The sequence below is a fragment of the Bacteroides sp. AF32-8BH genome (assembly GCF_003435205.1).
GTDB classification, from domain to species: domain Bacteria; phylum Bacteroidota; class Bacteroidia; order Bacteroidales; family Bacteroidaceae; genus Bacteroides; species Bacteroides ovatus.
Genome location: NZ_QVLZ01000002.1, coordinates 204,268 through 229,107, shown reverse-complemented (window position 1 = coordinate 229,107; position 24,840 = coordinate 204,268). Strand labels below are relative to the sequence as shown.

At 39.3% G+C, this 24,840-nt stretch carries 17 protein-coding genes; 4 read left to right on the top strand and 13 right to left on the bottom strand.

Annotated elements, in window-relative coordinates; genetic code table 11:
• Window positions 1-70 precede the first annotated feature (70 nt).
• The 13 genes from DWZ47_RS02240 to aroQ form a co-directional block, all read right to left on the bottom strand.
• Window positions 71-2,278, bottom strand: a complete 2,208-nt coding sequence (locus tag DWZ47_RS02240; RefSeq protein WP_117512208.1) for a glycoside hydrolase family 3 N-terminal domain-containing protein — start codon at window positions 2,276-2,278, stop codon at window positions 71-73.
• A gap of 223 nt (window positions 2,279-2,501) precedes the next feature.
• Entirely contained in the window at window positions 2,502-4,151 is a 1,650-nt protein-coding gene (locus tag DWZ47_RS02235; RefSeq protein WP_117512207.1) for a DUF4832 domain-containing protein, read from the bottom strand.
• Between the two features lie 11 nt (window positions 4,152-4,162).
• Window positions 4,163-5,725: a DUF4832 domain-containing protein gene (locus DWZ47_RS02230; RefSeq protein WP_117512206.1), complete on the bottom strand. Its 1,563-nt coding sequence runs from the start codon at window positions 5,723-5,725 to the stop codon at window positions 4,163-4,165.
• Window positions 5,726-5,825: 100 nt separating this feature from the next.
• A complete protein-coding gene (locus DWZ47_RS02225) occupies window positions 5,826-7,466 on the bottom strand; it encodes a SusE domain-containing protein (RefSeq protein WP_117512205.1) in 1,641 nt (546 codons plus the stop codon).
• Between the two features lie 32 nt (window positions 7,467-7,498).
• The gene (locus DWZ47_RS02220; RefSeq protein ID WP_117512204.1) at window positions 7,499-9,445 is read right to left on the bottom strand and encodes a RagB/SusD family nutrient uptake outer membrane protein; all 1,947 of its coding nucleotides are present in this window, start codon (window positions 9,443-9,445) and stop codon (window positions 7,499-7,501) included.
• 11 nt (window positions 9,446-9,456) lie between these two features.
• A complete protein-coding gene (locus DWZ47_RS02215) occupies window positions 9,457-12,846 on the bottom strand; it encodes a TonB-dependent receptor (RefSeq protein WP_117512203.1) in 3,390 nt (1,129 codons plus the stop codon).
• Between the two features lie 151 nt (window positions 12,847-12,997).
• Window positions 12,998-14,113 carry a FecR family protein gene (locus tag DWZ47_RS02210; protein WP_117512202.1) on the bottom strand — a complete coding sequence of 372 codons (1,116 nt, stop codon included), beginning with the start codon at window positions 14,111-14,113 and terminating at the stop codon, window positions 12,998-13,000.
• 154 nt (window positions 14,114-14,267) lie between these two features.
• Complete coding sequence (locus DWZ47_RS02205; RefSeq protein ID WP_004296520.1) at window positions 14,268-14,819, bottom strand: RNA polymerase sigma factor; 552 nt, start codon at window positions 14,817-14,819, stop codon at window positions 14,268-14,270.
• A 145-nt stretch (window positions 14,820-14,964) separates the two neighbouring features.
• Window positions 14,965-16,191: an FtsX-like permease family protein gene (locus tag DWZ47_RS02200; protein ID WP_117512201.1), complete on the bottom strand. Its 1,227-nt coding sequence runs from the start codon at window positions 16,189-16,191 to the stop codon at window positions 14,965-14,967.
• Window positions 16,192-16,208: 17 nt separating this feature from the next.
• Window positions 16,209-16,541, bottom strand: coding sequence for a 30S ribosome-binding factor RbfA (gene rbfA, locus DWZ47_RS02195; protein ID WP_004296522.1), 333 nt, complete (start codon window positions 16,539-16,541; stop codon window positions 16,209-16,211).
• 16 nt (window positions 16,542-16,557) lie between these two features.
• Window positions 16,558-17,214: an O-methyltransferase gene (locus DWZ47_RS02190; RefSeq protein ID WP_117512200.1), complete on the bottom strand. Its 657-nt coding sequence runs from the start codon at window positions 17,212-17,214 to the stop codon at window positions 16,558-16,560.
• Between the two features lie 18 nt (window positions 17,215-17,232).
• Window positions 17,233-18,690 carry a pyruvate kinase gene (pyk, locus tag DWZ47_RS02185; protein WP_004296524.1) on the bottom strand — a complete coding sequence of 486 codons (1,458 nt, stop codon included), beginning with the start codon at window positions 18,688-18,690 and terminating at the stop codon, window positions 17,233-17,235.
• Between the two features lie 38 nt (window positions 18,691-18,728).
• Window positions 18,729-19,148 (bottom strand): type II 3-dehydroquinate dehydratase, encoded by a 420-nt coding sequence (gene aroQ, locus DWZ47_RS02180; RefSeq protein WP_032846134.1) that lies wholly within the window; start codon window positions 19,146-19,148, stop codon window positions 18,729-18,731.
• A gap of 73 nt (window positions 19,149-19,221) precedes the next feature.
• Here aroQ and xerD point away from each other — a divergent pair, with 73 nt between their 5' ends.
• From xerD to DWZ47_RS02160, 4 genes are all read left to right on the top strand, one after another.
• Window positions 19,222-20,181 (top strand): site-specific tyrosine recombinase XerD, encoded by a 960-nt coding sequence (gene xerD / locus DWZ47_RS02175; protein ID WP_117512199.1) that lies wholly within the window; start codon window positions 19,222-19,224, stop codon window positions 20,179-20,181.
• 135 nt (window positions 20,182-20,316) lie between these two features.
• On the top strand, window positions 20,317-22,011 hold the full coding sequence (locus DWZ47_RS02170) for a tetratricopeptide repeat protein (protein ID WP_008642433.1): 1,695 nt from the start codon (window positions 20,317-20,319) through the stop codon (window positions 22,009-22,011).
• Between the two features lie 111 nt (window positions 22,012-22,122).
• Window positions 22,123-23,193, top strand: coding sequence for a TlpA disulfide reductase family protein (locus DWZ47_RS02165; protein WP_117512198.1), 1,071 nt, complete (start codon window positions 22,123-22,125; stop codon window positions 23,191-23,193).
• Between the two features lie 13 nt (window positions 23,194-23,206).
• Complete coding sequence (locus DWZ47_RS02160; RefSeq protein WP_117512197.1) at window positions 23,207-24,745, top strand: YifB family Mg chelatase-like AAA ATPase; 1,539 nt, start codon at window positions 23,207-23,209, stop codon at window positions 24,743-24,745.
• The last annotated feature ends 95 nt before the right edge of the window (window positions 24,746-24,840 follow it).

The window sequence follows — 24,840 nt, the reverse complement described above, 5'->3', positions numbered from 1 at the left end:
TGTGTTAATATAATATGTGTAAAAACCAACTTAGCTATCAGCTCTTCACACACTTTTGTTCTTTACATTTTTAGTCTATCAGTTCTATTTTAACGGTCTGTCCTTGTACCAGAATATGATATTCGCCGGCTTCAAGGAAGCGTTTACCATCCTCATTGACAAAACCGAAATCACGTTCCAGGTCGATGTCGAAACGGAAAGTCTTCGTTTCTCCGGCTTTGATAAATTGTTTCTCAAAGTGTTTCAGTTCTTTCACCGGACGGGTGATAGAGCAATAAGGATCGGAAATAAACCAATGAACAGTCTCTGCTCCATCGCGGGCACCGGTGTTGGTGACGGTCACTTCTGCCGACAGTTTATCGCCGCGCTTCACCTTAGTAGCAGAAGGGGTAACAGTGCCATACTTAAATTCGGTATAACTTAATCCATGCCCGAACGGATATAACGGATCGCTTGTTATATCTTTATAAAATCCCTGATGTCCGCGTCCGCTCTTGCGGCGATTATAATAAATAGGAATTTGTCCTGTGGAATAAGGGAACGTCATGGCTAGTTTACCGGAAGGGTTGATACGTCCGGATAAAATTCCTGCCATTGAACGTGCACCATTTATTCCCGGTTGCCATATCTCCAATATAGCATCACAAAGAGGTTCCATGCGATTTAATTCCAAGGGACGTCCATTAGAAAGCACCAATATAATAGGTTTACCAGCCTCCTTTAGTTCTTTCACCAATTCTTCCTGAATCTGTGGCAAAGCAATCGTAGAACGGGAAGCATTCTCACCACTCCAGGTAAGCATCTCACCCAAACAAACAATGACTACATCAGACCAACGAGCAACGTCCAATGCGCCAGCAAAACCTGAACGGTCATTGCCCTGCGGTTTGCATCCCATTGCATAACGTAATTCGGCATCTCCTCCAAACTCGGCAGTCAACCCATCATAAAGCATTTCCACATCCGTATCTTTTCCATGTCCGCACCAGGAACCCAATAAGTCCCAACCATTTTTTGCCATTGGACCTACTACGGCAATCTTTTTTTTGTTTGTAAGTGGTAATATCTGATTGTCATTTTTCAACAGCACCATTGATTCTGCTGCCAGTTGAGCGGCCACAGCCATACTTTGCGGACGGAAAAAACGATCCTTCTCATTAGTAACCGGAGTATAAGGACGTTCGAACAAACCCAGACGGAATTTTACACGCAATACTCGACGGACTGATTCGTCAACTTGTGCCATTGTTACCTTACCTTCCTCTACAAGCTCTTTCAGATGACGATCGTAGGCATGAGACATCATATCCATTTCAAGCCCCGCATTAAAAGCATACCGAGCAGCATCTTTCTTTGTAGCGGCTAATCCCTGATTTTTTAACTGTTCCACAGCCCCCCAGTCAGACACAATGAACCCGTCATGTTTCCAGCGTTTCTTTAATATCTCGGTCATGATATAAGGATTAGCTGACCCAGGTACTCCACTGATGTCATTGAAAGAACTCATCAAAGTGGCCGCACCAGCTTTCACTCCCATCTCATAGGGCAGTAGATAAGTATCCCAAAGAGTTTGAGCTGAAATTTCTGTATAAACATAATCTCGCCCAGCCTCCGAAGCACCATATCCTACATAGTGTTTCAGACAAGCAGCCATACGGTTCTCTGCTGACATATCATCTCCCTGATACCCACGCACCGAAGCAGCGGCAAACACTCCATTTGTATAAGGATCTTCACCATATCCTTCGGCTACACGTCCCCATCGAGGATCACGTGCCACGTCGATCATGGGAGAAAAAGTCCAATCAACCCCAGACATGCGGGCTTCTTGTGCAGATACCGCACATGCCTGTTCTACCAATCCCGGATTCCATGAACAGGCCTGCCCCAACGAAATAGGATATATGGTGCGAAATCCATGAATAGCATCGTAGCCAAAAATGATGGGAATGCCCAAACGAGATTCTTCCATCGCTTTTTTCTGCATACTATTACGCAACTCTGGATTTATATCAAAGTAAATCAAAGAACCAATCTCTGACGGTACTTTTTTCACTTCTTCGCCAACATTATTCACATTGTTATTTCGTCCCAATGTATATTGGTTTAGCTGCAAAATCTTTTCCTCCAATGTCATACGCGATATTAAATCATCAATACGTTTTTCAATTGGAGCTTTGGCATCCTTATACAAAGGAATACTCTTTTTATCTTTTGACGAAAGAGAATGTGTGACTCCCAATAGGCACAATCCCAAAATCAAAACTTTTTTTCTCATCAATGTTTTCGTCAGTTAATTATTATTTCTAGTTTTCAGATGTATATCAAGCAATACGTAAGCAGATACTTATTCCAGCCATTCCATGCACTTATCATTTAGCTAAGTACCAGACACTTACAATCAGTTCATTGGAGATATATGCCCAACGAGCCGGAGAACTATGACCTGCCAATACATTCATTTCCAACAATTAATGTATCTCGTAGCAATTGACTATGACTTACCGAGCGGTAACTTCAAATAATTTCAACCAGCCAGCAGATGTTACATTGTTCTTCACAGCAAGGTGAATTCCAATCTCATTCTGCTTTGCCGTGTCAACAATACCAACAGCCCACATGTATTTACCTGCCTCCACACCTTCAACCCGGGTTGTAAACGTATATGATTTAGCCGTACCTTTCACCCAATCACAAGCTTCCGGTTCTCCATCAACAAATACATACTTCGGTTTATCATTCTTGGTGTCCAATAAAGCAAAAGCTACTTTATATTTATTTTTCCACTGGGGAATATTCGTCGGACAATATCCCCAACCAAAATTATTCCAACGATGGGCTATTTCAATCTGTTTACCATTAGAGATAGTTGTAGGCAAAGAAATTCTGTCCGGAAATAAACGGTAGCTTCCTTCTGTACAGAATTGTTTAACTAATTGGAAAGCTTCATTAAACCATGAATAAGTTTCTCCATTGCGAAAGTCTGAATTATAGCGTAAATCCATCATATTGACGCAGGCTGTTTTAGCCTCATCAAACTCACCCTGACGTACTTCTGCATAATTAGCATATCCATCTCCCTGAATCGAGTTTCCATGAGAATTTTTCACCCAGCCACCTTCCATTACTACAGGAACGAGATACTTCCACTTGGCTATAAAATTGCGTTCCCAAGTAGAATAATAAGTTTTCATACCAAACGCATCGTGACGTAATGAATATCCTTTAGCTACTGCTTTTCCTATTAATCTTTCAGTATCTTTATCATAGTTATTGCCGTCCCATTCTTTACTTGTACCTATCCAACGATGATAATTTACAAACACAGGAACTTTATCAAATACTTGAGAATATAAATCTGTCACCCAATCGAAAACAGCCTCACGAGTCGGCAGCTCCGGTTTTCCCAACTCACGCACCTGATAGTACCATACACTATGATACTCTCCCCATTTTCCAAATCCTGAACCACTTACAAACTGTACTTTGTCGGGATCATTAAAATCCTTAGCCAAAGCCCTGATAAATTTCTCATAATATTTCTGGAAAATAGGATCATCCGGATAGGGAGACCATACTTTTACTGAACCTGTTTGTGTTTCATATCCTTTCGCGCCAGCCTCTTTTACAAAATTCGGAGTAAAATTATAGTGCTTATCACGGCTATCCACCACAAAAGTAAAGGCCAATTTCATATTTCTTTGCTTAGCTCCCTCTATCAACATCTTCAGTCGCTTAGCCGAAGGGGTATCACAATCGGAGTTCCATGCATATTTTCCTTCTTCAGGATTAAAATCAGCCCAGGCACCACGAAGGTATAAGGTATTTGCATAATCAGAGACCTTTACAGTGCCTTCAGATGACGGAAAATTATCATAATCCTGCCAGAATGTGGAAGATAAACCATCACCAATACCCGCATATAATACCCATCCGGAAAGAGGATTATGCAAAATGATATTTCGATTCTGCTTTACCGTGACAATGCTGTTTCCAGGAATAGAAGTATCTTCTACCAAACCATCATCACCATTACCACCTCCTTCTTCATCATTATCACTGCCGCAAGCGACTAATGATATAGCCATAGAAAAAATAAGCCCGCAACTTATTTTTCTCAAACTGCACATATTTTGAAAATTAATCTTCATACCTATAGCTCTTATTTATTTATGCTTACTTTCGACAATTTTAACCAGCCCGAATCCAATATATCCCCTTTGGCGGCAATATCCAGCCCTACGAGATCTTTATTACTCCGGTCAACCACGCCCACAGCCCAAACATAAGTACCCGTTTCAACTTTGGACATATCCGGCTCAAATACATATTCAACGGGACTCCCTTTTATCCACTTGGATAAATCTGTATCCGTATCCACAAATGTATATCGCGCCTCATTCGTTTCAGAATCAAGCAAAGCGAAAGCTACTTTATATTTTTGATTCCATTGCGGAATATTAGTAGGACAGTACCCCCATCCCAAATTGTTCCAGCAATGTTTAATAGTCGGAGTTGTTTTTTTAGAGACTTCTAACGGCAAAGAGATTTCACTGGGATAGAGCCTATACCCCCCTTCCCGAAGGAATCGGCGTACTAAATCAAAAGCATCTTTAAACCAAGACTCTGTATCGCCAAAACGGAAATCCATCATATTGACATGTGCCTCTTTGCTGTCATCAAACTCACCGCGTCTTACGTCCTCGTGTGAATCCTTGCGATATCCTCTAGGATCCTGCCAATAACTATGTGATTTGACAATCCAGCCACCTTCCATAATAATGGGGCAGATATTACGATATTTTTTTGCGAACCTACGCTCCCAACTGCCATAATAGGTTGTCATGCCAAATGCATCATGACGTAATGAATATCCTTTCTTGATTGCTCCTTCCAACATTTCTTCACTGTCAGCAGCAAAATGTTCATCATCTACCCAATCTTTTCCCGCACCAATCCATCTATGGTAGTTAATTACTACCGGAACTTTATCAAAAGCTTGAGAATATATATCTGTCACCCAATCGAAAACAGCTTTCTTTGGAGTATCATCACCTGTTGAATAAATCATTGTATGATATTCTCCCCATTTCCCAAGTCCGAATCCATCTATAAATTCAACTTTCGAAGGATCGTTGAAATCTTTAGCCAGGGCCTTCACAAATTTAGTATAGTACTTCTGAAAAACAGGATCGTCAGAATAAGGTGACCATTTACCTTTATTCATAAATCCTTTTGCACCGGCATCTTTTACAAATTGAGGAGTAAATTCTGTTCTCTTATCACGACTGTCAACTACAACACGAAATGCCAAACGCATATTTCGCTGATAAGCTCCTTCAATATATGCTCTCAAATTAGAATCAATTTTCCAACCATATACATCTTCCTGTGGATTAAAATCTGTCCAACTAGCGCGAATATAAAGCGTATGAGCATAATCTGTCACACTAACATTGTGTCCCAGTTCAGGAATATACATATGGTCATACTGTGCCCAAAAATCCGCAGCATCCACTCCCATACTTGCATAGAGTACCCACCCTGTAAGCGGGTTATGGAGAATACGCAAAGAATCAGGCTGAATCGTAACTATGTTATTCTCTGATAGTTCCTTATCAAATGAAACGGCTGAATTCTCGTCTCCGAAAACAGGAGATAAAAGGAACATAAACAGACAAAGAGACACAATTACTCTATAATAACTAATCTTTCTTACAACCATACTACTAATTGTTTTTTTTAAAGAGTGCTATATCATTGTTCTCTTTATTCATATAAAAATCACGAGATTGATATAGCACTCTTAATATTATCCTGCTTGATTATCTCTTATCAAAGAATACTGTCAGTTCTTTAATATCTAATTCTATGTAATTAACTCCTACAGGTACACTAAAGAAAGCATAGCGGTTGTTAGCTTGGCCTCCGACTACAGTCTGTTTTTGATTGTAGTCACTCTCTGCAATATCAAGGCAACCGTCATAAGATCCTCTGATGGCATCTGCTGTTGAACCAAAGGTATAGCAACCGGCACTTTGCGGTCCGACTTTAAAGTTCAATCCACCCGGATGTGCATTTCCATCTTTGTCTTTAATGGAATTCTTTCTGGGTAACTCCGCTCCTTTGTATATAAACAAATAAGGATTTGCCAAACTAGGTGTCATAGAATGAGCCATAGTGAATCCTGTATCACCAGTGCCATCTTTAGCCCATCCATCGTATGGTCCCCAAATAAAGACTCTTTCAATAGTGGTAGTCACCGTATTATTATTCCATGTCCACGAAACAACCATTGGTTTAGGATCTGTTTCGGGGGAGTAAATCGTAACCTTTTTAGTATTTATATTAATCACAATACGATAGACACCCGCAGTCTTAATATTCCAATGATAACCAAGCGCAGCTGTTTCCGGACTCATTGTTGAGATATTCATTGCTGTACCATCTGTAAAATCGCCTGATTCTTCGGGAGCAATAGCCATATCTTTCTGTCCATTAAACAAGATCGGGAAATAAATAGTACCTGGTTGCAGTTCTGCATGGAACGCATATTGATTTTCATCTTCTATCGTGCGAGTCATCTCTACATCTGCGCTAACACAAGTTCCGGCAATATAGATTTTATCAGCTTCTATAAAATTACTAGCCAAACCTATAGTAACGGTACGTGTTTCAAAATCTACCACTACACGATACTGCCCATCTTCAGGAATCACCCAATATCCAGCATTATCTATCCCCTTAATTTTAGCTTCCATTGCTCCATCAGTAATCTGTTGTTCTGCAGTAACTGGTGAAATGGCATTAATCTTATTTTCATCTTTCCAAACAATCGGGAAGTGAAGGTTACCTGCCTTCAAGTCACAAATGGAAACATAACGCTTCGGCTGACTTTCCATTGGCAAGATTTCAATATCTTCACCATCAACAGCTGTGCCTGACATATAAAGATGGTCTGCAACAAAGGTCTTTTCAGAATACATCTTTACTTTTATAGTTACTGTAGAAACTTCCGGTTTTACAAACTTTGGGCCTTCTATAGAACCGATAATACGGGCTTGTAACTTTACTAAATCACCAGGATGCTGCTTCCACTTTGACACCAATAAACTCTGCAATTCTTTATGAGTATAACTTTTAGAAAAATCATCATCAATATACTCTCTTATCATTGTGTTTGTTCCAAAACTGTTATTTTCCAGATCCATTTTATAAAGATAAGAGATATAATAGTCAGAGCCTATTGGATCAGCTTCCGTCCAGTTTAACGTCAATGCAACCTCATCCGGGGTGTCTTCCTTGAGTTCTATTTCATAATCAGAAGGAGTCAGGACTAAACTTGTACGATTATCGAGCAAATCAGTAGTATCGTCATCATCATTACATGCTACCATGAAACACGAAGCAAGTGTCAGGAAGAAGAACCGTAAAAGATTCTTCTTAAATATATATCCGTTTTTCATATCTATATTCAATATATTAATATTATAACTATTTATTGGTTCCCGACGGTCCAGTCAGGAGTTTGTACCAAATTCCAATTCTTATCAATATCGTCCTGTGGAATAGGCCACCAATAGCTTATAAATTTACGTGTCTGATATACTGTACGAGTATAATATTTATTTCTATAGTCCGCATCGGATACTTTAATATAAGCATTCATGCCATAAAAATCACCATCCAATACTTTCTCGGCTAATTTCCAGCGACGCAGATCATTAAAACGAAGTCCAGATTCACAATTCAATTCCACACGCCTTTCTTGACGAATTAACTCGCGCATTTCTACAGGATCTGATGGGGCTGTTATCTTGCCTTCTTCAGCTGAAACACTATATTCGGGAATACCCGCACGCTCACGAATCAAATTGACATATTTCAGAATCTCTTTTTGATTAGCAGTATAAGTGCCCTTCTCAATGCTATATTCATTTAACGCCTCAGCATAACTTAAATAGATCTCTGCCAAACGACATAATGCACCATGACGGTTTTTATAATCTCCACTGCCTTCTTTGGGATTTGCAGATGGGTCTACTCTCTTACGTACCAGATAGCCGCTCCATGGAGCGTCGTGAGAGGGACCACCGTCTTTACCATCCATATAAAAGTCAGTATTTCTCTTACCACCAATATGCCATTGTTCGTTATGCAGTACTGAAATATAAAAACGAGGCTCGCGGTCACAATACATTTTATATGTATTGGCGTCTACAACTACATTTTCATCTTTATTACGATCTCCTTCTGAAGACCCATACTGCCACTTTGTAGAATAAGTCTCTTTTTGCGTACTAAAGCCTGTCTCTGAATAATTAGCATCTGGATTAACTTTAGGAGAGCCATCCGAATTATAGCCTATAATAGGTCTTTGACCGTTTCTCATGAAAAAAGCATCAACCAAAGATTGGGTTATTCCGATCGCTCCCACGCCATTAATACCCAAACCACGTGGGATACAGTTTTTATCATACCATCCACCGGAATCCATTGTACGAACAAACAGTAATTCTCTGTTGGCTTCATTCCATCTCTTCATCACTGCATTCTGATAAGAAAGAAAAGGATCAATATCACCGTTATCCAAATATTCATAATGCAAATGATAGCCAGATGCTTCTGCCTCATCTATAACCAGTTTACAAGCATCCACTGCCCTTTTCCATCGTTCCGGATCATGTGCAGAATTAAAGATAGGGGTTCCATCAATGTTTTTTATATTCGCCAATGCAGGATTACCATTCACCAAGTCACTTGCAGCAAATAATAAGATACGCGCACGCATTGCCAAACATCCGACAGAAGTTACACGACCATATTTCTTATCTTCAGTTTGAGTGGCAGGTAATTGTTTTGAGGCTTCCAACATTTCTTGATCCGCCCAATCAATTACATTATAAAACGGCTCTTGTTTCAACATCAGATCATCAGCCGAAGTACTTTCACTAGCCTCGCGAATAATGGGAACCGAACCATAAGCTATAGCCATCATGGAATTATAATAAGCTATAAAGAAACGACATTCAGCTTTCATAAAGTCCACTTCTTCAGCCGGTACGGCCTCCAGCGGGTGAGCATGTTTAATAAACAAATAAGCGGAACGGATATATTTAGGATAAGTATTCCAATAAGTAATTACTCCGGGATTGTCCGCTGTCCAGTTACCTTTTTGATATTGAATGGCTTTAAATCCTTGCGCTTCCCAACCAACCGAAGGAATCAGTTCATCAGCTATGGCATCCGGACCATCATAAGTATAATATTCAGGCAGGCCGCGATAAACATATGCCAGCCAACGTTCCATATTCTTTTTATTCTCAAATACTGATTCTAAGTCCAACTGGTCATCCGGTTGCTTATCCAGATAATCAGAACAAGAAGAAAAAGCAAATGTCGTAATAATACTTAATACTATAAATTTTAATATGCTATTTTTCATATGCCCTATTATTAGAATTTAATTTCAAAACCTGCAGATAACGATTTCATAATTGGGTACGCAGCCCCTGTAGTATTCTCGACTTCCGGATCCCACAAATCAAATTTTGAGAATGTTAAAAGATTTGTTCCTCTCACGAAAAGACGAATGCCTGATATAACTGTAGTATTTCTCCACAAATTCTTTGGTAAAGAATAGCCAAGTTCAATGTTTTTTAAACGTAAAAAACTCATATTCCGCAGCCACCACGTAGAGGATTGGTTATTATTACTATTTATACCATCATCCAAACGCGGATAAAATACGTTCTGACTTGGGTTGTCTACAGTCCAACGATCATTTGCATTAGTAAACATATTGCCTGTCACTCCTCTATTGGCACCCGGAATAATACTTGATCCTAATATATTCCAACTACGACCTATGCCTTGGAAGAGAGCTCCAAAATCTAAATTCTTATATTTCATATTCAGTCCAAAGCCATATACTATCTCCGGATCTTTTGTTCCTCCGATTGGAGATTTATCAAATACGTCCACTTTACCATCACCATTGACATCTCTGTATCTGATATCCCCCGGACGTAATTTACCTACAAAACTTTGAGTCGGAATTCCTTCTTTCAGTTTACCTGTACTTACGTCTCCAAAGTCGTCTGCCGTAAACAAACCTTCTGCTATATAGCCAGTTAATTGCCCTACCGGATGCCCTGTTTCAGCACGGTTAGTACCAACTACTGCACTAGGTTCATCCTTTTCTGTTATTTCATTATGAGCATAGGTAAATGTTCCCATTAAGCTGACAAATAAATCCTTGCCAAACTGTTTATTAACATTTAAAGAAACTTCTACACCCTGATTAGTCACTTTTCCAAAATTCTTCCAAGGCTGCTTCATAAATCCAGCTGTCATTGGAACAGACTCACGTGGCATAAATATATCTTTACGGCGTTCATCGAAATAGTCTAATTGCAAATCAATCATACCATTCAGGAAACCTAGCTCAACCCCCAAATTCATCTTATTAACAATCTCCCATGTCAAATCTTGTACTGCAAACTCGCCTTCTGCCATACCAGTTAAGCCATAACTGCTATCCAATCCCCATTTATACATGTTTAATGTATCATAGTCATCGGTAATTGTAGAAAGGTATGCAAAACGGCGTCCACCTAAATTAGCATTACCTACCTGACCATAGGATGCACGCAATTTCAATTTAGATATGACCTTACGCAACGGTTGCATAAATGCCTCTTCCGATACAATCCAACCAATGGCTCCTGAAGGGAAAAAGCCATAACGTTTGCCTTTGGCAAAATTCTCAGAACCATTATAGCCAAAATTAAATTCACCTACATATTTACCCGAATAGGTATAAGATGCACGTCCTGCCAATCCCTGATTACGGTAAGGCAACTTGCTTCCATCATCATAATTACGACGATTAAACAATAACATTGCAGCAACAGAATGTTTCTCGGCGAATGTACGGTCATAAGACAAAGTAGCTTCCATATATACGCTCTTATTTCCATAATCACCGCTTTTTGAGTAATCCAGGAAATTAGTACCATTGGATTTTGATGCTATAATCAAATTACCTTCATCATCACGTCCTGTAGCAGGCACATAATAATCCGGTGTCTTTCCACGAGAAACAGTACCTGAAGAAAACCTGTCAAATGAGAATGTTCCTTTTACTTTCAATCCCGGAAGTAAGAATTTCAAATCTTGTTCTACAGAAAACAGTGTTTCAATCTTACTGTCGCTTCTTCTTTTATATCCACTTTGAGTAGCCCATGCCCAAACGTTTGGCTCCTCTGTTGTCGGTATCTGCCCACTGGAATATTGTGCAGGGAAAGCATGAGGAACAGCAACAAACGCTTTCTGGAAAATTTGAGATATATCTTTCGTTGTAGAATTTCTATCTTGCAAATATCCACCAATATTAAAACGTAATTGCGTAGTAGGACTTAATTTCAAATCCACATTAGAACGAACGTTATAACGTTGCAATTTAATAGTAGGATCCCAATCATAACTTTTATCACGTTTCAAAATACCACGTTCATTATACGCAGCAGCAACAAAAGAATAACGTAATGTCTCTGTACCACCAGAAATATCTACTGTTACACGCTGATTCGAAGCATAATCATTTGCAATTGCATCCATCCAATTCACGTCCGGATATAAATCAGGATCATAACCTGCACGAGTTTTTGCAATACGATCTGTATATTTAGGCTGTTGTCCTGTATCCATCAAAATATCATCCAAAACCTGCATATAATCTGCCGCACCCAAATACTCGGGAAGTTTAACTGGCTGTGTAGCTGCAAATTCAGCCTTTACAGTCACACGAGGTTTACCAACTTGTCCGCGTTTTGTATTAATTAAAATAACACCATTAGCTCCCCGCACTCCATAAACAGCACTTGCAGCAGCATCTTTCAACACAGAAAAAGATTCTATCTCTTCAGGATCAATATTATTCAAATCGCGTTCTATACCATCAATCAAAACCAATGGGTTTTGTCCAGCATCCTGGAATGTACTAATACCACGAATCCAGAAAGAAGAGTTATCATATCCCGGTTCACCAGAACGTTGCACAGCTAATACACCGGCAACTGTACCTGCCAGATTATTACTTATTGAACGAGTAGTAGAAACCTTTAACTTAGCAGGTTCAATCGTTGTAATAGAACCAACAACAGACTCTTTCTTTTGTGCACCATAGGCAACCACTACAACCTCATCTAATTGACCAACATCTTCTACCATTTGTACATTAACAACCTTTCGATTATTAACAACCTCTTCTTTAGGAACAAAACCAATATAACGAAAAGAAAGTACAGATTTTCTTTCAGGAACAATAATACTATAATTACCATTCATGTCTGTCAATGCATGTACTGTAGAATCATTTTTCAAAATGATTGTTACACCAATCAAAGGCTCACCTTTTTCATCTGAAACGTTACCTGTTACCTTAATACCCTTTTGTTGTGGAGTTTGCTGTACTTTAGGAGCTTCTGGCACCGAAATTGTAACTTGTCTTCCCGACATCTTATAATTCAGTCCTGTCTCTGAGAACAACTCTTTTAATACAGCATCTATTTTCTTATTGGAAACTGAAATGGAGACTTTATTATTCAGATTTTTCTGAACATTAGCAGAGTAAATAAAAATATACTTACTATGTTTTTCGATATAATCTAAAATATCTTTAACTGTAGCATTCTCATACTGTACTGAGAATAGATCTTCTTCGGAATTCCAACTAATAGAATTAGTACCGAACGAAGAGAATGGAATCATAAAAAAGACGTTTATAATGCAAAAAAGCTTAAGTCTTTTCTTTAAGTGTAAAAAAATAGTTTTCTTTACCATAAAAATTTCTTTTTAGGTTAACAATTTTGGATTTATTGATTTAACTAGGGAATTACTATCGGGTAAATACGGCAATATTTATCCGATTTTTTTTGTCATAATGGCAGTCTGTTCTTCATAGGCAAACATATTAAAAGATTAATTAAAAAAATTATTTATTTAAATATATACTAGTATCACTTTTTTCGATCGTGAATGGCAGGGTTTGCTGAATACATTCAATCACCTCGTCTATATCATCTTTCAAATCTAATTTCCCATACACTTTTTCTTTACCAATAATTGGATCACATTGAATAGATATACCATAGTAGATGCTTAGTCTTTGAATGATCTGCGACAAATCATTACCATTCAATAACATGATCCCCTCTACCCAACTAATATACTCTGCTACATCAACTTGCTTCTGATAAGCAATTGTACCATTTGCTATATTCAACAGATCATTAGGATTCAAACGTGCTTTCTTTTCATTCTTATCAGTAACTTCTACCGCACCTTCCACCAATACAATATTAGTTGTTCCTCCTTTATAATTCGAGATATTGAACTTCGTTCCTAACACTTGCAGTTTAAAATCATCAGACTCCACTATAAAAGGATGTTTCTTATCATGCGCAACTTCCAGAAAAACTTCTCCTTGGGCATAGATTTTACGAATGTCTCCTTTAAAACAACGAGGATAAATCACTTTTGACTGAGAGTTAACGACCAGCCGAGTCCCATCAGACAATTCTACTCTAGCCCTTTTCCCCGCAGGAACAAGTAGCTGGTTATATTCTTGTTCCTCTTTGGTTTTCTCTTCATTCTCTTTTATCACTTGTGAATTGACAGCAACTTTCCCCTCTTTCGAATACTTAATGAAAGCATCTTCATCCAAATTAAGCTGTTCCTTGGAAGTAATAAGAGTCACTTCCTCAACAGATTGGCTATCCATTTCTTCAGCAATAGCCTGGAAGTCTAAATTAACACTTCCATTCTGATTCAAAAAATAAATAGTTGAAATGCAAATCAAAAAGGAAGCAGCAATAGAAGCTGAAGCAACTAAGAAATATTTCTTTCTGCGCTTCATAGCATCTTTTCGCATCTTTCGTTGAGTCTTCTCTATGATAGAAGATGGATCAATCTTTTCCTGCGCACAATTTTGCCAAAAGAATTTCAATTTCTCTACATCAGGCATAGAAGTAAAATCATCCTCAATATTTTCTTGAGAATTCAATTTACTAAATAAATCTGCGAGACGATGGTATTCTTTCAAGCTCATAATCCTTTTTTAATGTTGTTCTATAGATAAAGACGCAACTAAAAAAAAAATCTCCCAGTCAAAAATGTTTTTTTTTCATTTTTCTTAGAAAACAAATAAAAGTAGGATTAGCTATGTGAAAAAATAAGGCATTAATAAGCAGGAGAGTAAAAATTTAGCTCTTGCGAGATTTCAGATTCAATCTTTTAGCAATTTCATCTAACGCAAAAGCAATATGGTTATTGATAGTCTTCACTGATATGTTCAACATATCTGCGATATCTTTATAAGGAAGTCCGTCTATTTTTGCTAAGAAAAAGACATGTTTACACTTGGGAGGAAGTTGTTGAATGGCGTCATTAATTTTAGCCATTTCTTCCTTACTAATCATCTCCTCGGCTGGAGATTGAACCGGCTCAAAAATAAAATCTTCGATATCATCAAATGACAATTCATACTTTCCAGTTTCCTTCCGCAAAAAAGAAATCGCTTTTCGATAGGTGATTGTCTGGATCCAAGCATTCATATTGCCAATTTCAGCCAGACTTTTTCTATTTTTCCAAACTTCAAAAAAAACATCACTCACAATCTCTTCAGCTGACTCCTTCTGGCCAAGTAGCGCAAATGTATAGTGATATAAACGCGAAGAATAATGCTCCATAAAACGATTGAAAGCAATTTCATCGCCGTCTACTATTCTACATATTTCATTATTCTCAAGTTTCACAGAAGTATTTATAGATTATTTCCAATTAACAAAATTGAGCCAAATATAGCAGTATCGTATCAATTACGAAAATAAAACACCATAAAAAGGCATTAAAAGTTATCAATTATAGAAAAATGGCTATAATAAAAACATTACCATTTAGCTATAAAAGTCTCTTACTTAGATAACGTACAGGATACCATACGGAAAGAAAACCAACAGCTAAAACTGTGATAAAGATTAATACGACATCCCAAGCGTGAACGCTGACAGGATAGGCGTCTACAACAAAAGTACCACCACCGCCTCCCAATGAAATTATACCGAATTTCTGTTGGATAAAACATAGGATTAAGCCTAAGACAATACCAGAAATAGCGCCAAAAAGAGAAATGAGACGTCCTTCAAAGAGAAATATTCGGGAGATGAGTTTATCACTAGCTCCAAGACTCCGCAAAGTTACTACATCATCCTTCTTATCCAAGATCAACATAGAAAGAGAGCCTATCACATTAAAACAAGCTATCATTAAAATAAAAGTGAGGAACAAATAAGAGATTAGTTTCTCTATCTCCATAATACGGAAAACATCTGCCTGTTGCTGATAACGATTCTGAACAACAAAATCATCACCTAGTATGTTTTCTATTTTAGATTGTACCGATGAAGTATTTACATTAGGTTTCAATTTCAATTCCATCGCAGAGACTTCTGTTGTATAATCCAGAAGCTGACGAAGAAAATCAAGAGAAGTCAAAATATATTTTCCATCATATTCTTGCTGATTCACCACAAATACGACACCTGGAGAATACAGATAATCACGGTTAAAAGAAGCGCCGGGATTTGCCATGTTCACTTTGGCATTTCGCTTGGGAAGATATACCTGAAGAGGATCGACAAACTCCAAACCAGTTCCCAAGGTCGCAACCAATTCCACTCCCATGACGCCATAATTCACGATCGAATCATGAAGAACGAATTCTCCCGCGCCATAAAGTATGCTGTCTATGGCCGTCAGTTCTTCAAAATTATCCTCCACCCCTTTTAGTACAACCATAGCCTGACGGTCCTTGTATTGCACCATTGCATTCTCTTCGAGCGTCTCTGTAAGCACCTCCACTTCAGGAAGCGCACAAACGGCACGAATCCGTTCATCTTGTGCATCAAAGACTTTTCCTTCACGGACCGTAATTTTCAACTGCGGATCAAAAGCCGTAAAAAAGCTGGCCACCATATCCTGAAAACCATTAAAAACAGAAAGAGTGCAAACCAAAGCAAGTGTAGCAAGAGCCACCCCACATACGGAAATGCCGGATATGATATTAATAGCATTATGCTTTTTCTTTGAAAAAAGATAACGCCTGGCTATATAAAAAGGGAAGTTCACCTCTGCAATGAGTTATTTCACTTCAGCAATGAATCTATTTTCTCAATATAATCCAATGAATCATCCACGAAGAATTTCAGTTCAGGAATGATACGCAGCTGGTGACGTACACGAGTCCCAAGCTCATAACGAATGGATTTCATATTGTTATTGATATTCTTCACCATCTCTTCTGCTTTCTCTGAAGGAAAAACACTGAGGTAGACACGGGCAATACTCATATCAGGACTGATGCGAACTGCGCTAACAGAGACCAATGTACCCGGCATGGACTTTGTTTGAAGCAGGAATATCTCACTTAGCTCTTTCTGCAATAGGCGAGATATCTTATTCTGTCTGGTTGTTTCCATAAAGTTATTTACTGTTTTACGATTTACTACTTACTATTTTCTTCCTTATGATCGTTAATCCGTCACGCAAAGGAAGTATTACTTTTTCCACTCGCACATCTTGTGCTACCAAATCATTAAAGGCTTTAATACCAATTGTTTGAGCGTCCGTATTGCGAGGCTGTTCAAGCACATGCCCGTCCCACAAAGTATTATCAGCAATGATATATCCGCCTTCGGAAAGATACGCCAATGTCATCTCGTAGTATTCAATATACTTACGTTTATCGCCATCAATAAAAGCCATATCAAAAGTAACACCTAAACGCGGAACAAGTTCTAAAGCATCACCTATATAAAAACGTATTTTATCGGCAAACGGTGATTTCTCCAGCCATGGACGGGTAAAGTCCTCTTGTTCATCATTGATCTCAAACGTATGCAACAGTCCACCTTCCGGCAGACCTTCCGCCAAACAAAGGGCAGAGTAACCGCTATACGTTCCGATTTCCAATATCTGACGAGGCTGAATCATTTCTACAAACATCTTCAGCATCCGTCCCTGCAAATGCCCAGAAGCCATACGAGGACGAAGGAGCTTTACATGCGTATCTCGATAGAGCGATTTCAAGTAATCGCTCTCGGGATCAATATGCTGCAAAATATATTCGTCTATCAATTCGGTTTCCTGCATAAAACTAATCTTTACAAATTACAGATAGCGGTTATTGTTAGGTAATACAGTCTCCTCTGCATGCTTCAAAGCATCTTCCACTACATTAATTTCGAGGAATGATGTTTTCGTTCCCGCCTTACCACTACTCAAATAACCAACCATATCAGAAGGCTGTAAACGACCTTCTTTCAACAAACGGCGCAATGCTGCAAAGTAATACTCCTGTCCGTTAGCTAATTCCGGCATATAGATAGCTTCCACACCATAAGACAAAGCCAAATGACGCATCGTCTTTTCTTTATAACAGATAGCCAACACCGGATACTTTCCACGGAAAGCTGCCAGATTGCGGGCAGTACGTCCGCTATAGCTATCAGTAATAATGGCACGTATTTTTAGTTTAGAGGTAGCCTTCACTGCCTGTTTAGCAAGGAATGCCGTAACATCATTACTATTCTCATCCAATGGAATACGGATATCATTTTCCTCCAATTTATCTTTTTCAGCCTGGGCAGCAATCTTAGTCATTGTTCTCACTGCCTCTACCGGATACTTACCATAAGCAGTTTCCCCACTCAACATCAATGCATCTGTACGATAGTAGATTGCATTAGCAATATCAGTCACTTCCGCACGAGTCGGACGAGGGTTATTTATCATCGTATGGAGCATCTGAGTAGCCACGATTACCGGCTTCTTTGCCAAAATACATTTGCGAATCAATACACGCTGGATTCCCGGGATACGTTCCTGTGGAACTTCAATACCCAAGTCACCACGGGCCACCATTACACCATCTGCCACTTCCAGAATTTCATCAATATTATCTACCCCTTCCTGATTCTCAATCTTAGCAATAATCTTAATATCACTATTATGAGCATCCAGAATTTCACGTATATCAAGCACATCCTGACGATTGCGTACAAAAGAATGAGCGATAAAATCAATATCCTTTTCAATAGCATAAAGAATATTGTTACGGTCTTTTTCCGTTAATGACGGAAGATTAATGCGAACACCCGGAACATTTACGCTCTTACGGCTTCCCAAAGTAGCATCGTTCTTGACTTCACACAACAAATAATCGTTAGTCTTATCAATAACTTCCAGTTCCAGATCACCATCGTCAATCAGGATCATACCACCGATATTCAGATCGGACACAAAGTTCGGGTATGAAACAGCAATACATTCACGGGTTGTCTCCAAATCCGGATTACCTACAATCTTTACTTTATCACCTGTCTTATATGGAATTGGTTCTGCATTAGCCGTCGTACGAACTTCCGGACCTTTTGTATCCATCAAGATCGCAATACGGTTGGACACAGCACGTACATTTGCAATCAAAGCTTCAAAACCTTCACGGCTAGCGTGCGCTGTATTCATACGCACCACATTCATCCCAGCTTCAAACAACTGTTTTATAAAATCCACATCGCAACGTCTATCCGAGATGGAAGCCACAATTTTAGTCTGTTTCAATAACATAGTCTTTCTACCTATTATATATTATATTACCTTATTTATTATCTATCTAACAAAGCTTCCAAGGCCAAACGGTACGAATTCAACCCAAAGCCACAAATCACTCCCTTGCAGGCACAAGCAATCATCGATACGTGTCGGAAAGACTCCCGATTATGCACATTGGAAATATGTACCTCAATCACCGGAGACGTCACAGAGCGAATAGCATCCTGCAAGGCTATGGAAGTATGTGTATACGCACCAGCATTCAGAATGATGCCATCCACATCAAATCCTACCCGCTGTATGCAGTCTATCATTTCACCCTCAATATTCGATTGAAAATAGTCGATCTCCACGTCAACGTATCTTTTGCGAAGATCAGCCAAGTAATCTTCAAATGTAACGCTTCCGTAAATGGAAGGTTCACGCTTACCCAACAGATTAATATTCGGGCCATTAATAATTTGTATCTTCATCGCGCAATCCTGTTTTTTATATACCTTTGTATCCAAAGAACAATATTTCAAGGTGCAAAGGTAGAAAAAAGAAATGGAAATCAACGAAAAAAAGAAGAAGAAGGAACAACAAGAGGTGATAATCAGGAAGTATCAGCAGTATCTCAAACTGGAAAAGTCTTTATCTCCTAATACGCTGGATGCCTATCTTACGGATCTGGACAAACTGATAAACTTTTTGGAGCAGGAAAAGGTAGGGATACTAGACGTATGTTTATCTGATCTTCAACATTTTGCAGCCGGATTACACGATATTGGCATTCACCCCCGTTCACAGGCCCGCATCTTATCAGGAATCAAATCATTCTTCCGTTTTCTCATTATTGAAGACTACCTGGAAGCAGACCCCAGTGAGTTATTAGAAGGACCTAAAATAGGCTTTAAACTTCCTGAAGTACTGACCGTGGAGGAAATTGACCGGATCATCTCTGCCGTTGACCGCAGCAAAACCGAAGGACAGCGAAACAGAGCTATTTTAGAGACATTATACAGTTGCGGACTTCGCGTATCGGAGCTTGTCACCCTCAAGCTGTCCGACCTTTATTTTGATGAAGGTTTTATCAAAGTAGAAGGAAAAGGAAGCAAACAGCGCCTCGTCCCCATCTCTCCACGAGCCATTAATGAAATAAAACTTTACATACCAGACCGTAACCAAATTGAAGTAAAAAAAGGGCATGAGGATTTCGTTTTCGTCAGCCAACGGAGAGGCAAAGCCCTTTCCCGGATTATGATCTTTCACATGATAAAAGAATTAGCGGAAAAAGCAGGCATTACCAAAAACATCAGTCCGCACACTTTCCGGCATTCCTTCGCCACTCATTTACTGGAAGGTGGAGCCAATTTGCGAGCCATTCAATGCATGCTCGGACATGAATCTATTGCGACAACGGAAATCTATACACACATTGACCGCAACATGCTTCGTAGTGAGATTATTGAGCATCACCCGCGAAATATCAAGTACCGGAAAGAAAAAGAGGAGTTATTTCATTAAATTATGATAAAATCAGCCCCTTATCTATATATTTATATTAAGAATTAATATCTTTGCGTTACTTTTTCTGTGCGAGCAGAAGGAGGTTGACAAATAGACGATATTTCAATTACAAACATTTAATTTATACCTAAAATGACTAAGAAGTTGTACTTGCCTTTACTCATGGCAATGGTTGTTGCATTATTCTCTTCTTGCAGCAAAAAAATGGGTGAATTATCAGCTGATTACTTCACTGTTACTCCGCAAGTGCTGGAGGCAGTAGGTGGTAAAGTTCCTGCGACCATCAATGGTAAATTTCCTGAAAAGTATTTCAACAAGAAAGCGGTTGTAGAAGTTACTCCGGTTTTGAAATGGAATGGCGGCGAAGCTAAAGGCCAACCAGCTACTTTCCAAGGCGAAAAAGTGGAAGGTAACGACCAGACTATCTCTTACAAGATGGGCGGTAGCTACACTATGAAAACTTCTTTCGACTATGTTCCGGAAATGGCTAAGTCTGAATTGTACCTGGAATTCAAAGCTACTATCGGTAAGAAAGTAGTTACTATTCCTGCTGTGAAAATTGCTGATGGTGTAATCTCTACTTCTGAATTAGTAAACAATACATTAGGTAACGCCAACCCTGCATTGGGCGAAGACGCTTTCCAACGTATTATCAAAGAAAAACACGATGCTAACATCATGTTCTTGATCCAACAAGCTAACATTCGTTCCAGCGAGTTGAAGACTGCTAAAGAATTCAACAAAGAAGTAGCTAACGTAAACGAAGCTGCTAACAAGAAGATCAGCAACATCGAAGTTTCTGCATACGCTTCTCCTGATGGTGGTGTAAGCTTGAATACTACTCTTGCTGAAAACCGCGAAAACAACACAACCAAGCTGTTGAGCAAAGACCTGAAGAAAGCAAAAATCGACGCTCCGATCGATGCTAAATATACTGCACAGGACTGGGAAGGTTTCCAAGAACTGGTTTCTAAATCTAACATCCAAGACAAAGAGTTGATCCTCCGCGTTATTGCAATGTATCAAGACCCTGCTCAAAGAGAAAGCGAAATCAAAAACATCTCTGCTGTATACAAAGAATTGGCTAACACTATTCTTCCTCAGTTGCGTCGTTCTCGTTTGACTTTGAACTATGAAATCATCGGTAAGTCTGACGAAGAAATCACTAAACTGGCTTCTTCTAATCCTTCTGAACTGAATGTAGAAGAATTGCTGTATGCTGCTACACTGACTAGCGATCCTGCTAAACAAGAAGCTATCTATACTCAAGCTACCAAACAATTCCCGAACGATTACCGTGGTTACAACAACTTGGGTAAATTAGCTTACCAGGCTGGTAACATTGACAAAGCTGAATCTTACTTCAAGAAAGCTGCCAGTGTTAATGCTACTCCTGAAGTTAACATGAACTTAGGTTTGGTTTCTTTGATGAAGGGTGACAAAACTGCTGCAGAAGCATACTTCGGTAAAGCTGCCGGAACAAAAGAACTTGGCGAATCTATGGGTAACCTGTACATCGCTCAAGGTCAATATGAAAGAGCAGTTAACTCATTCGGTGACTCTAAGACTAACAGTGCTGCTTTGGCTCAAATCCTTGCTAAGGACTACAACAAAGCTAAAAACACATTGGCTAACGTAACAAGACCGGATGCTTACACTGACTACCTGATGGCAGTTTTAGGTGCTAGAACTAACAATTCTTCTATGGTAACAAGCAGCTTAAAGAGCGCAGTTGCTAAAGATTCGTCATTAGCTAAGAAAGCAGCTACTGACTTGGAATTTGCAAAATACTTCACAAATGCAGATTTCATGAACATCATTAAATAAGAGAATTATCCTCTATTTTAAATATTAAGAATTGCCTGTCATTATAAATGACGGGCAATTCTTTTTTTTTATCCGTAAAAACCGTACTTTCGCAGAAAAGAATTCAAAGCAATGAAAAAGAGCAGCATTTTAATCCTTATAATCATCTGTCTGTGCGGTTGTGGCAAATCCTCTAAGAAAACAAGCATAACCGGGGAAATCAAGGGACTGGGTACAGATACGCTCTACCTGTACGGAATGGACGAATCCTTTGATCGGATAGATACTATTTTCGCGAAAGGAGACAAATTCTCTTACACCACCTCCATAGACACCATAACTTCGGCCTATCTGCTGATTGATAACCAGATAGAATATCCGATCTTCCTCGATAAAGGAAACCAAATCAAGATAAAAGGAAATATAGACCACCTCGAATTTCTGGACATTAACGGGAATAAATATAATGAAGAGTTCACAGCCTTTCAGAAAGAACTGGGTAGTTTAAACAACCCTTCCGAAAAAGATTTAGAGCAAAAGGCGGAAGAATTCATCACGGCACATCATTCTTCTTTTGTCAGTCTTTACCTGTTGGATAAATACTTTGTGCAGAAAGACTCTCCTGATTTCAACAAGATAAAGAAATTAATTGAAGTCATGACAGGAATACTGCAAGACAAGCTATACATCGAGCAACTGAATGAAGCCATTTCCTTGTCCGAAAAGACAGAGATAGGCAAATATGCTCCGTTTTTCAGCCTTCCTAATATAAAAGGAGAGAAAATTACCCGTTCATCCGAAGATCTCAAAAAGAAGAATCTGTTAATCAACTTCTGGGCCTCATGGACAGATAGTATTTCTAATCATCAAAGCAATAGCGAATTAAAAGAACTTTATCAAAAGTACAAAAAGAACAAACACATCGCTATGCTCGGGGTCTCCTTTGACATGGACAAGAAAGAATGGCAGGATGCTATTAAACGTGATACGCTCAATTGGGAACAAGTCTGTGATTTTGGCGGGCTAAATTCCGAAGTTGCCAAACAATATGCCATCAAAGAAGTTCCCAGCAACATTCTTCTGTCGGCAGACGGTAAGATTCTAGCGAAAAACCTCAAAGGAGAACAGTTGAAAAAGAAGATTGAAGAAGTAGTTACAGCTGCTGAAGAAAAGGAAAAACAAGACAATAAGAAGAAAAAATAACCAGTAATCAAACGTGTTAATTAAAGTATTCGGAGCGGCTGTTCAAGGGATTGATGCAACACTCATAACAATCGAAGTCAACAGCTCGCGCGGCTGTATGTTCTATCTCGTCGGCCTTCCGGATTCTGCGGTCAAAGAAAGCCATCAACGCATCATCTCCGCATTACTGGTGAATGGTTATAAAATGCCCACCAGCAATATAGTAGTCAACATGGCACCTGCTGACATTCGAAAAGAGGGTTCAGCTTATGACTTGCCTCTTGCCATCGGATTATTAGGAGCTAGCGAAACCATCTCTTCCGAGAAGTTTTCCCGCTATTTGCTAATGGGCGAACTAAGTCTGGACGGAAGCATCCAACCTATCAAAGGTGCGCTTCCCATTGCTATCAAAGCTCGCGAGGATGGTTTCGAAGGACTAATCATTCCCCAACAAAACGCACGGGAAGCTGCTGTTGTCAATCAATTAAAAGTATATGGAGTCAGTAATATCAAGGAGGTCGTCGAGTTCTTCAATAATGAACGCGAATTAGAGCCGACTGTTGTCAATACACGGGAAGAATTCTATCAACAGCAGACTAACTGTGAACTGGATTTTGCAGACGTAAAAGGACAAGAGAATGTAAAAAGGGCACTAGAAGTTGCGGCAGCCGGAGGACATAATTTAATAATGGTAGGCGCTCCGGGCAGCGGTAAATCAATGATGGCCAAACGCCTTCCTTCCATTCTTCCTCCTCTTTCACTGGGTGAAAGTTTAGAAACCACCAAGATACATTCAGTTGCCGGACAACTGAAACGCGGGTCCTCATTGATTTCCCAGCGTCCATTCCGCGACCCACACCACACAATTTCCCAAGTGGCGATGGTTGGTGGAGGTAGTTTTCCACAACCGGGAGAAATCAGTCTGGCACATAATGGAGTACTTTTTTTAGATGAGTTACCGGAATTCAACCGAGGAGTGCTAGAAGTATTGCGCCAACCATTGGAGGACCGTCAAATCACCATTTCCCGCATCAAAAGCACTATCAGTTATCCGGCCAATCTGATGCTGATCGCATCCATGAATCCATGTCCCTGCGGATATTATAACCATCCGACAAAAGCATGTGTATGCAGTCCTGGGCAAGTCCAAAAGTACTTGAATAAGATATCCGGTCCATTATTAGACCGGATTGATATTCAAATAGAGATCGTTCCTGTACCTTTTGATAAGATTTCCGATCAAAGGCAGGGAGAACCGAGCAATATCATCCGGCAACGAGTGATAAAAGCCCGTCAACTGCAGGAAAGACGATACACCGAATATGCCGGAATTTATTGCAATGCACAAATGAACAGCAAACAGCTTGCAATGTATGCTCAACCGAATGAGAAAGGACTCGCATTGCTAAAAAACGCAATGGAACGATTCAATTTGTCTGCCCGAGCCTACGACCGGATTTTAAAAGTTGCCCGTACAATCGCTGATTTGGAAGGAGTAGAACAAATACTTCCTAGTCATTTGGCAGAAGCCATCAGCTATCGGAATCTCGACAGAGAGAACTGGGCAGGATAATAATAATGAATAGAAACAGAATAGAATTATTTCATCGATAACACTATCTTTTTTCATATATTTGTTTTACATTTGTGACAAACAAATATGCAATA

Bases quoted from the DNA above. Each gene is read 5' to 3' on its own strand.
- DWZ47_RS02240 (WP_117512208.1), bottom strand. From the start codon at position 2,278: ATGAGAAAAAAAGTTTTGATTTTGGGATTGTGCCTATTGGGAGTCACA.
- DWZ47_RS02235 (WP_117512207.1), bottom strand. From the start codon at position 4,151: ATGAAGATTAATTTTCAAAATATGTGCAGTTTGAGAAAAATAAGTTGC.
- DWZ47_RS02230 (WP_117512206.1), bottom strand. From the start codon at position 5,725: ATGGTTGTAAGAAAGATTAGTTATTATAGAGTAATTGTGTCTCTTTGT.
- DWZ47_RS02225 (WP_117512205.1), bottom strand. From the start codon at position 7,466: ATGAAAAACGGATATATATTTAAGAAGAATCTTTTACGGTTCTTCTTC.
- DWZ47_RS02220 (WP_117512204.1), bottom strand. From the start codon at position 9,445: ATGAAAAATAGCATATTAAAATTTATAGTATTAAGTATTATTACGACA.
- DWZ47_RS02215 (WP_117512203.1), bottom strand. From the start codon at position 12,846: ATGGTAAAGAAAACTATTTTTTTACACTTAAAGAAAAGACTTAAGCTT.
- DWZ47_RS02210 (WP_117512202.1), bottom strand. From the start codon at position 14,113: ATGAGCTTGAAAGAATACCATCGTCTCGCAGATTTATTTAGTAAATTG.
- rbfA (WP_004296522.1), bottom strand. From the start codon at position 16,541: ATGGAAACAACCAGACAGAATAAGATATCTCGCCTATTGCAGAAAGAG.
- DWZ47_RS02190 (WP_117512200.1), bottom strand. From the start codon at position 17,214: ATGCAGGAAACCGAATTGATAGACGAATATATTTTGCAGCATATTGAT.
- pyk (WP_004296524.1), bottom strand. From the start codon at position 18,690: ATGTTATTGAAACAGACTAAAATTGTGGCTTCCATCTCGGATAGACGT.
- aroQ (WP_032846134.1), bottom strand. From the start codon at position 19,148: ATGAAGATACAAATTATTAATGGCCCGAATATTAATCTGTTGGGTAAG.
- xerD (WP_117512199.1), top strand. From the start codon at position 19,222: ATGGAAATCAACGAAAAAAAGAAGAAGAAGGAACAACAAGAGGTGATA.
- DWZ47_RS02170 (WP_008642433.1), top strand. From the start codon at position 20,317: ATGACTAAGAAGTTGTACTTGCCTTTACTCATGGCAATGGTTGTTGCA.
- DWZ47_RS02165 (WP_117512198.1), top strand. From the start codon at position 22,123: ATGAAAAAGAGCAGCATTTTAATCCTTATAATCATCTGTCTGTGCGGT.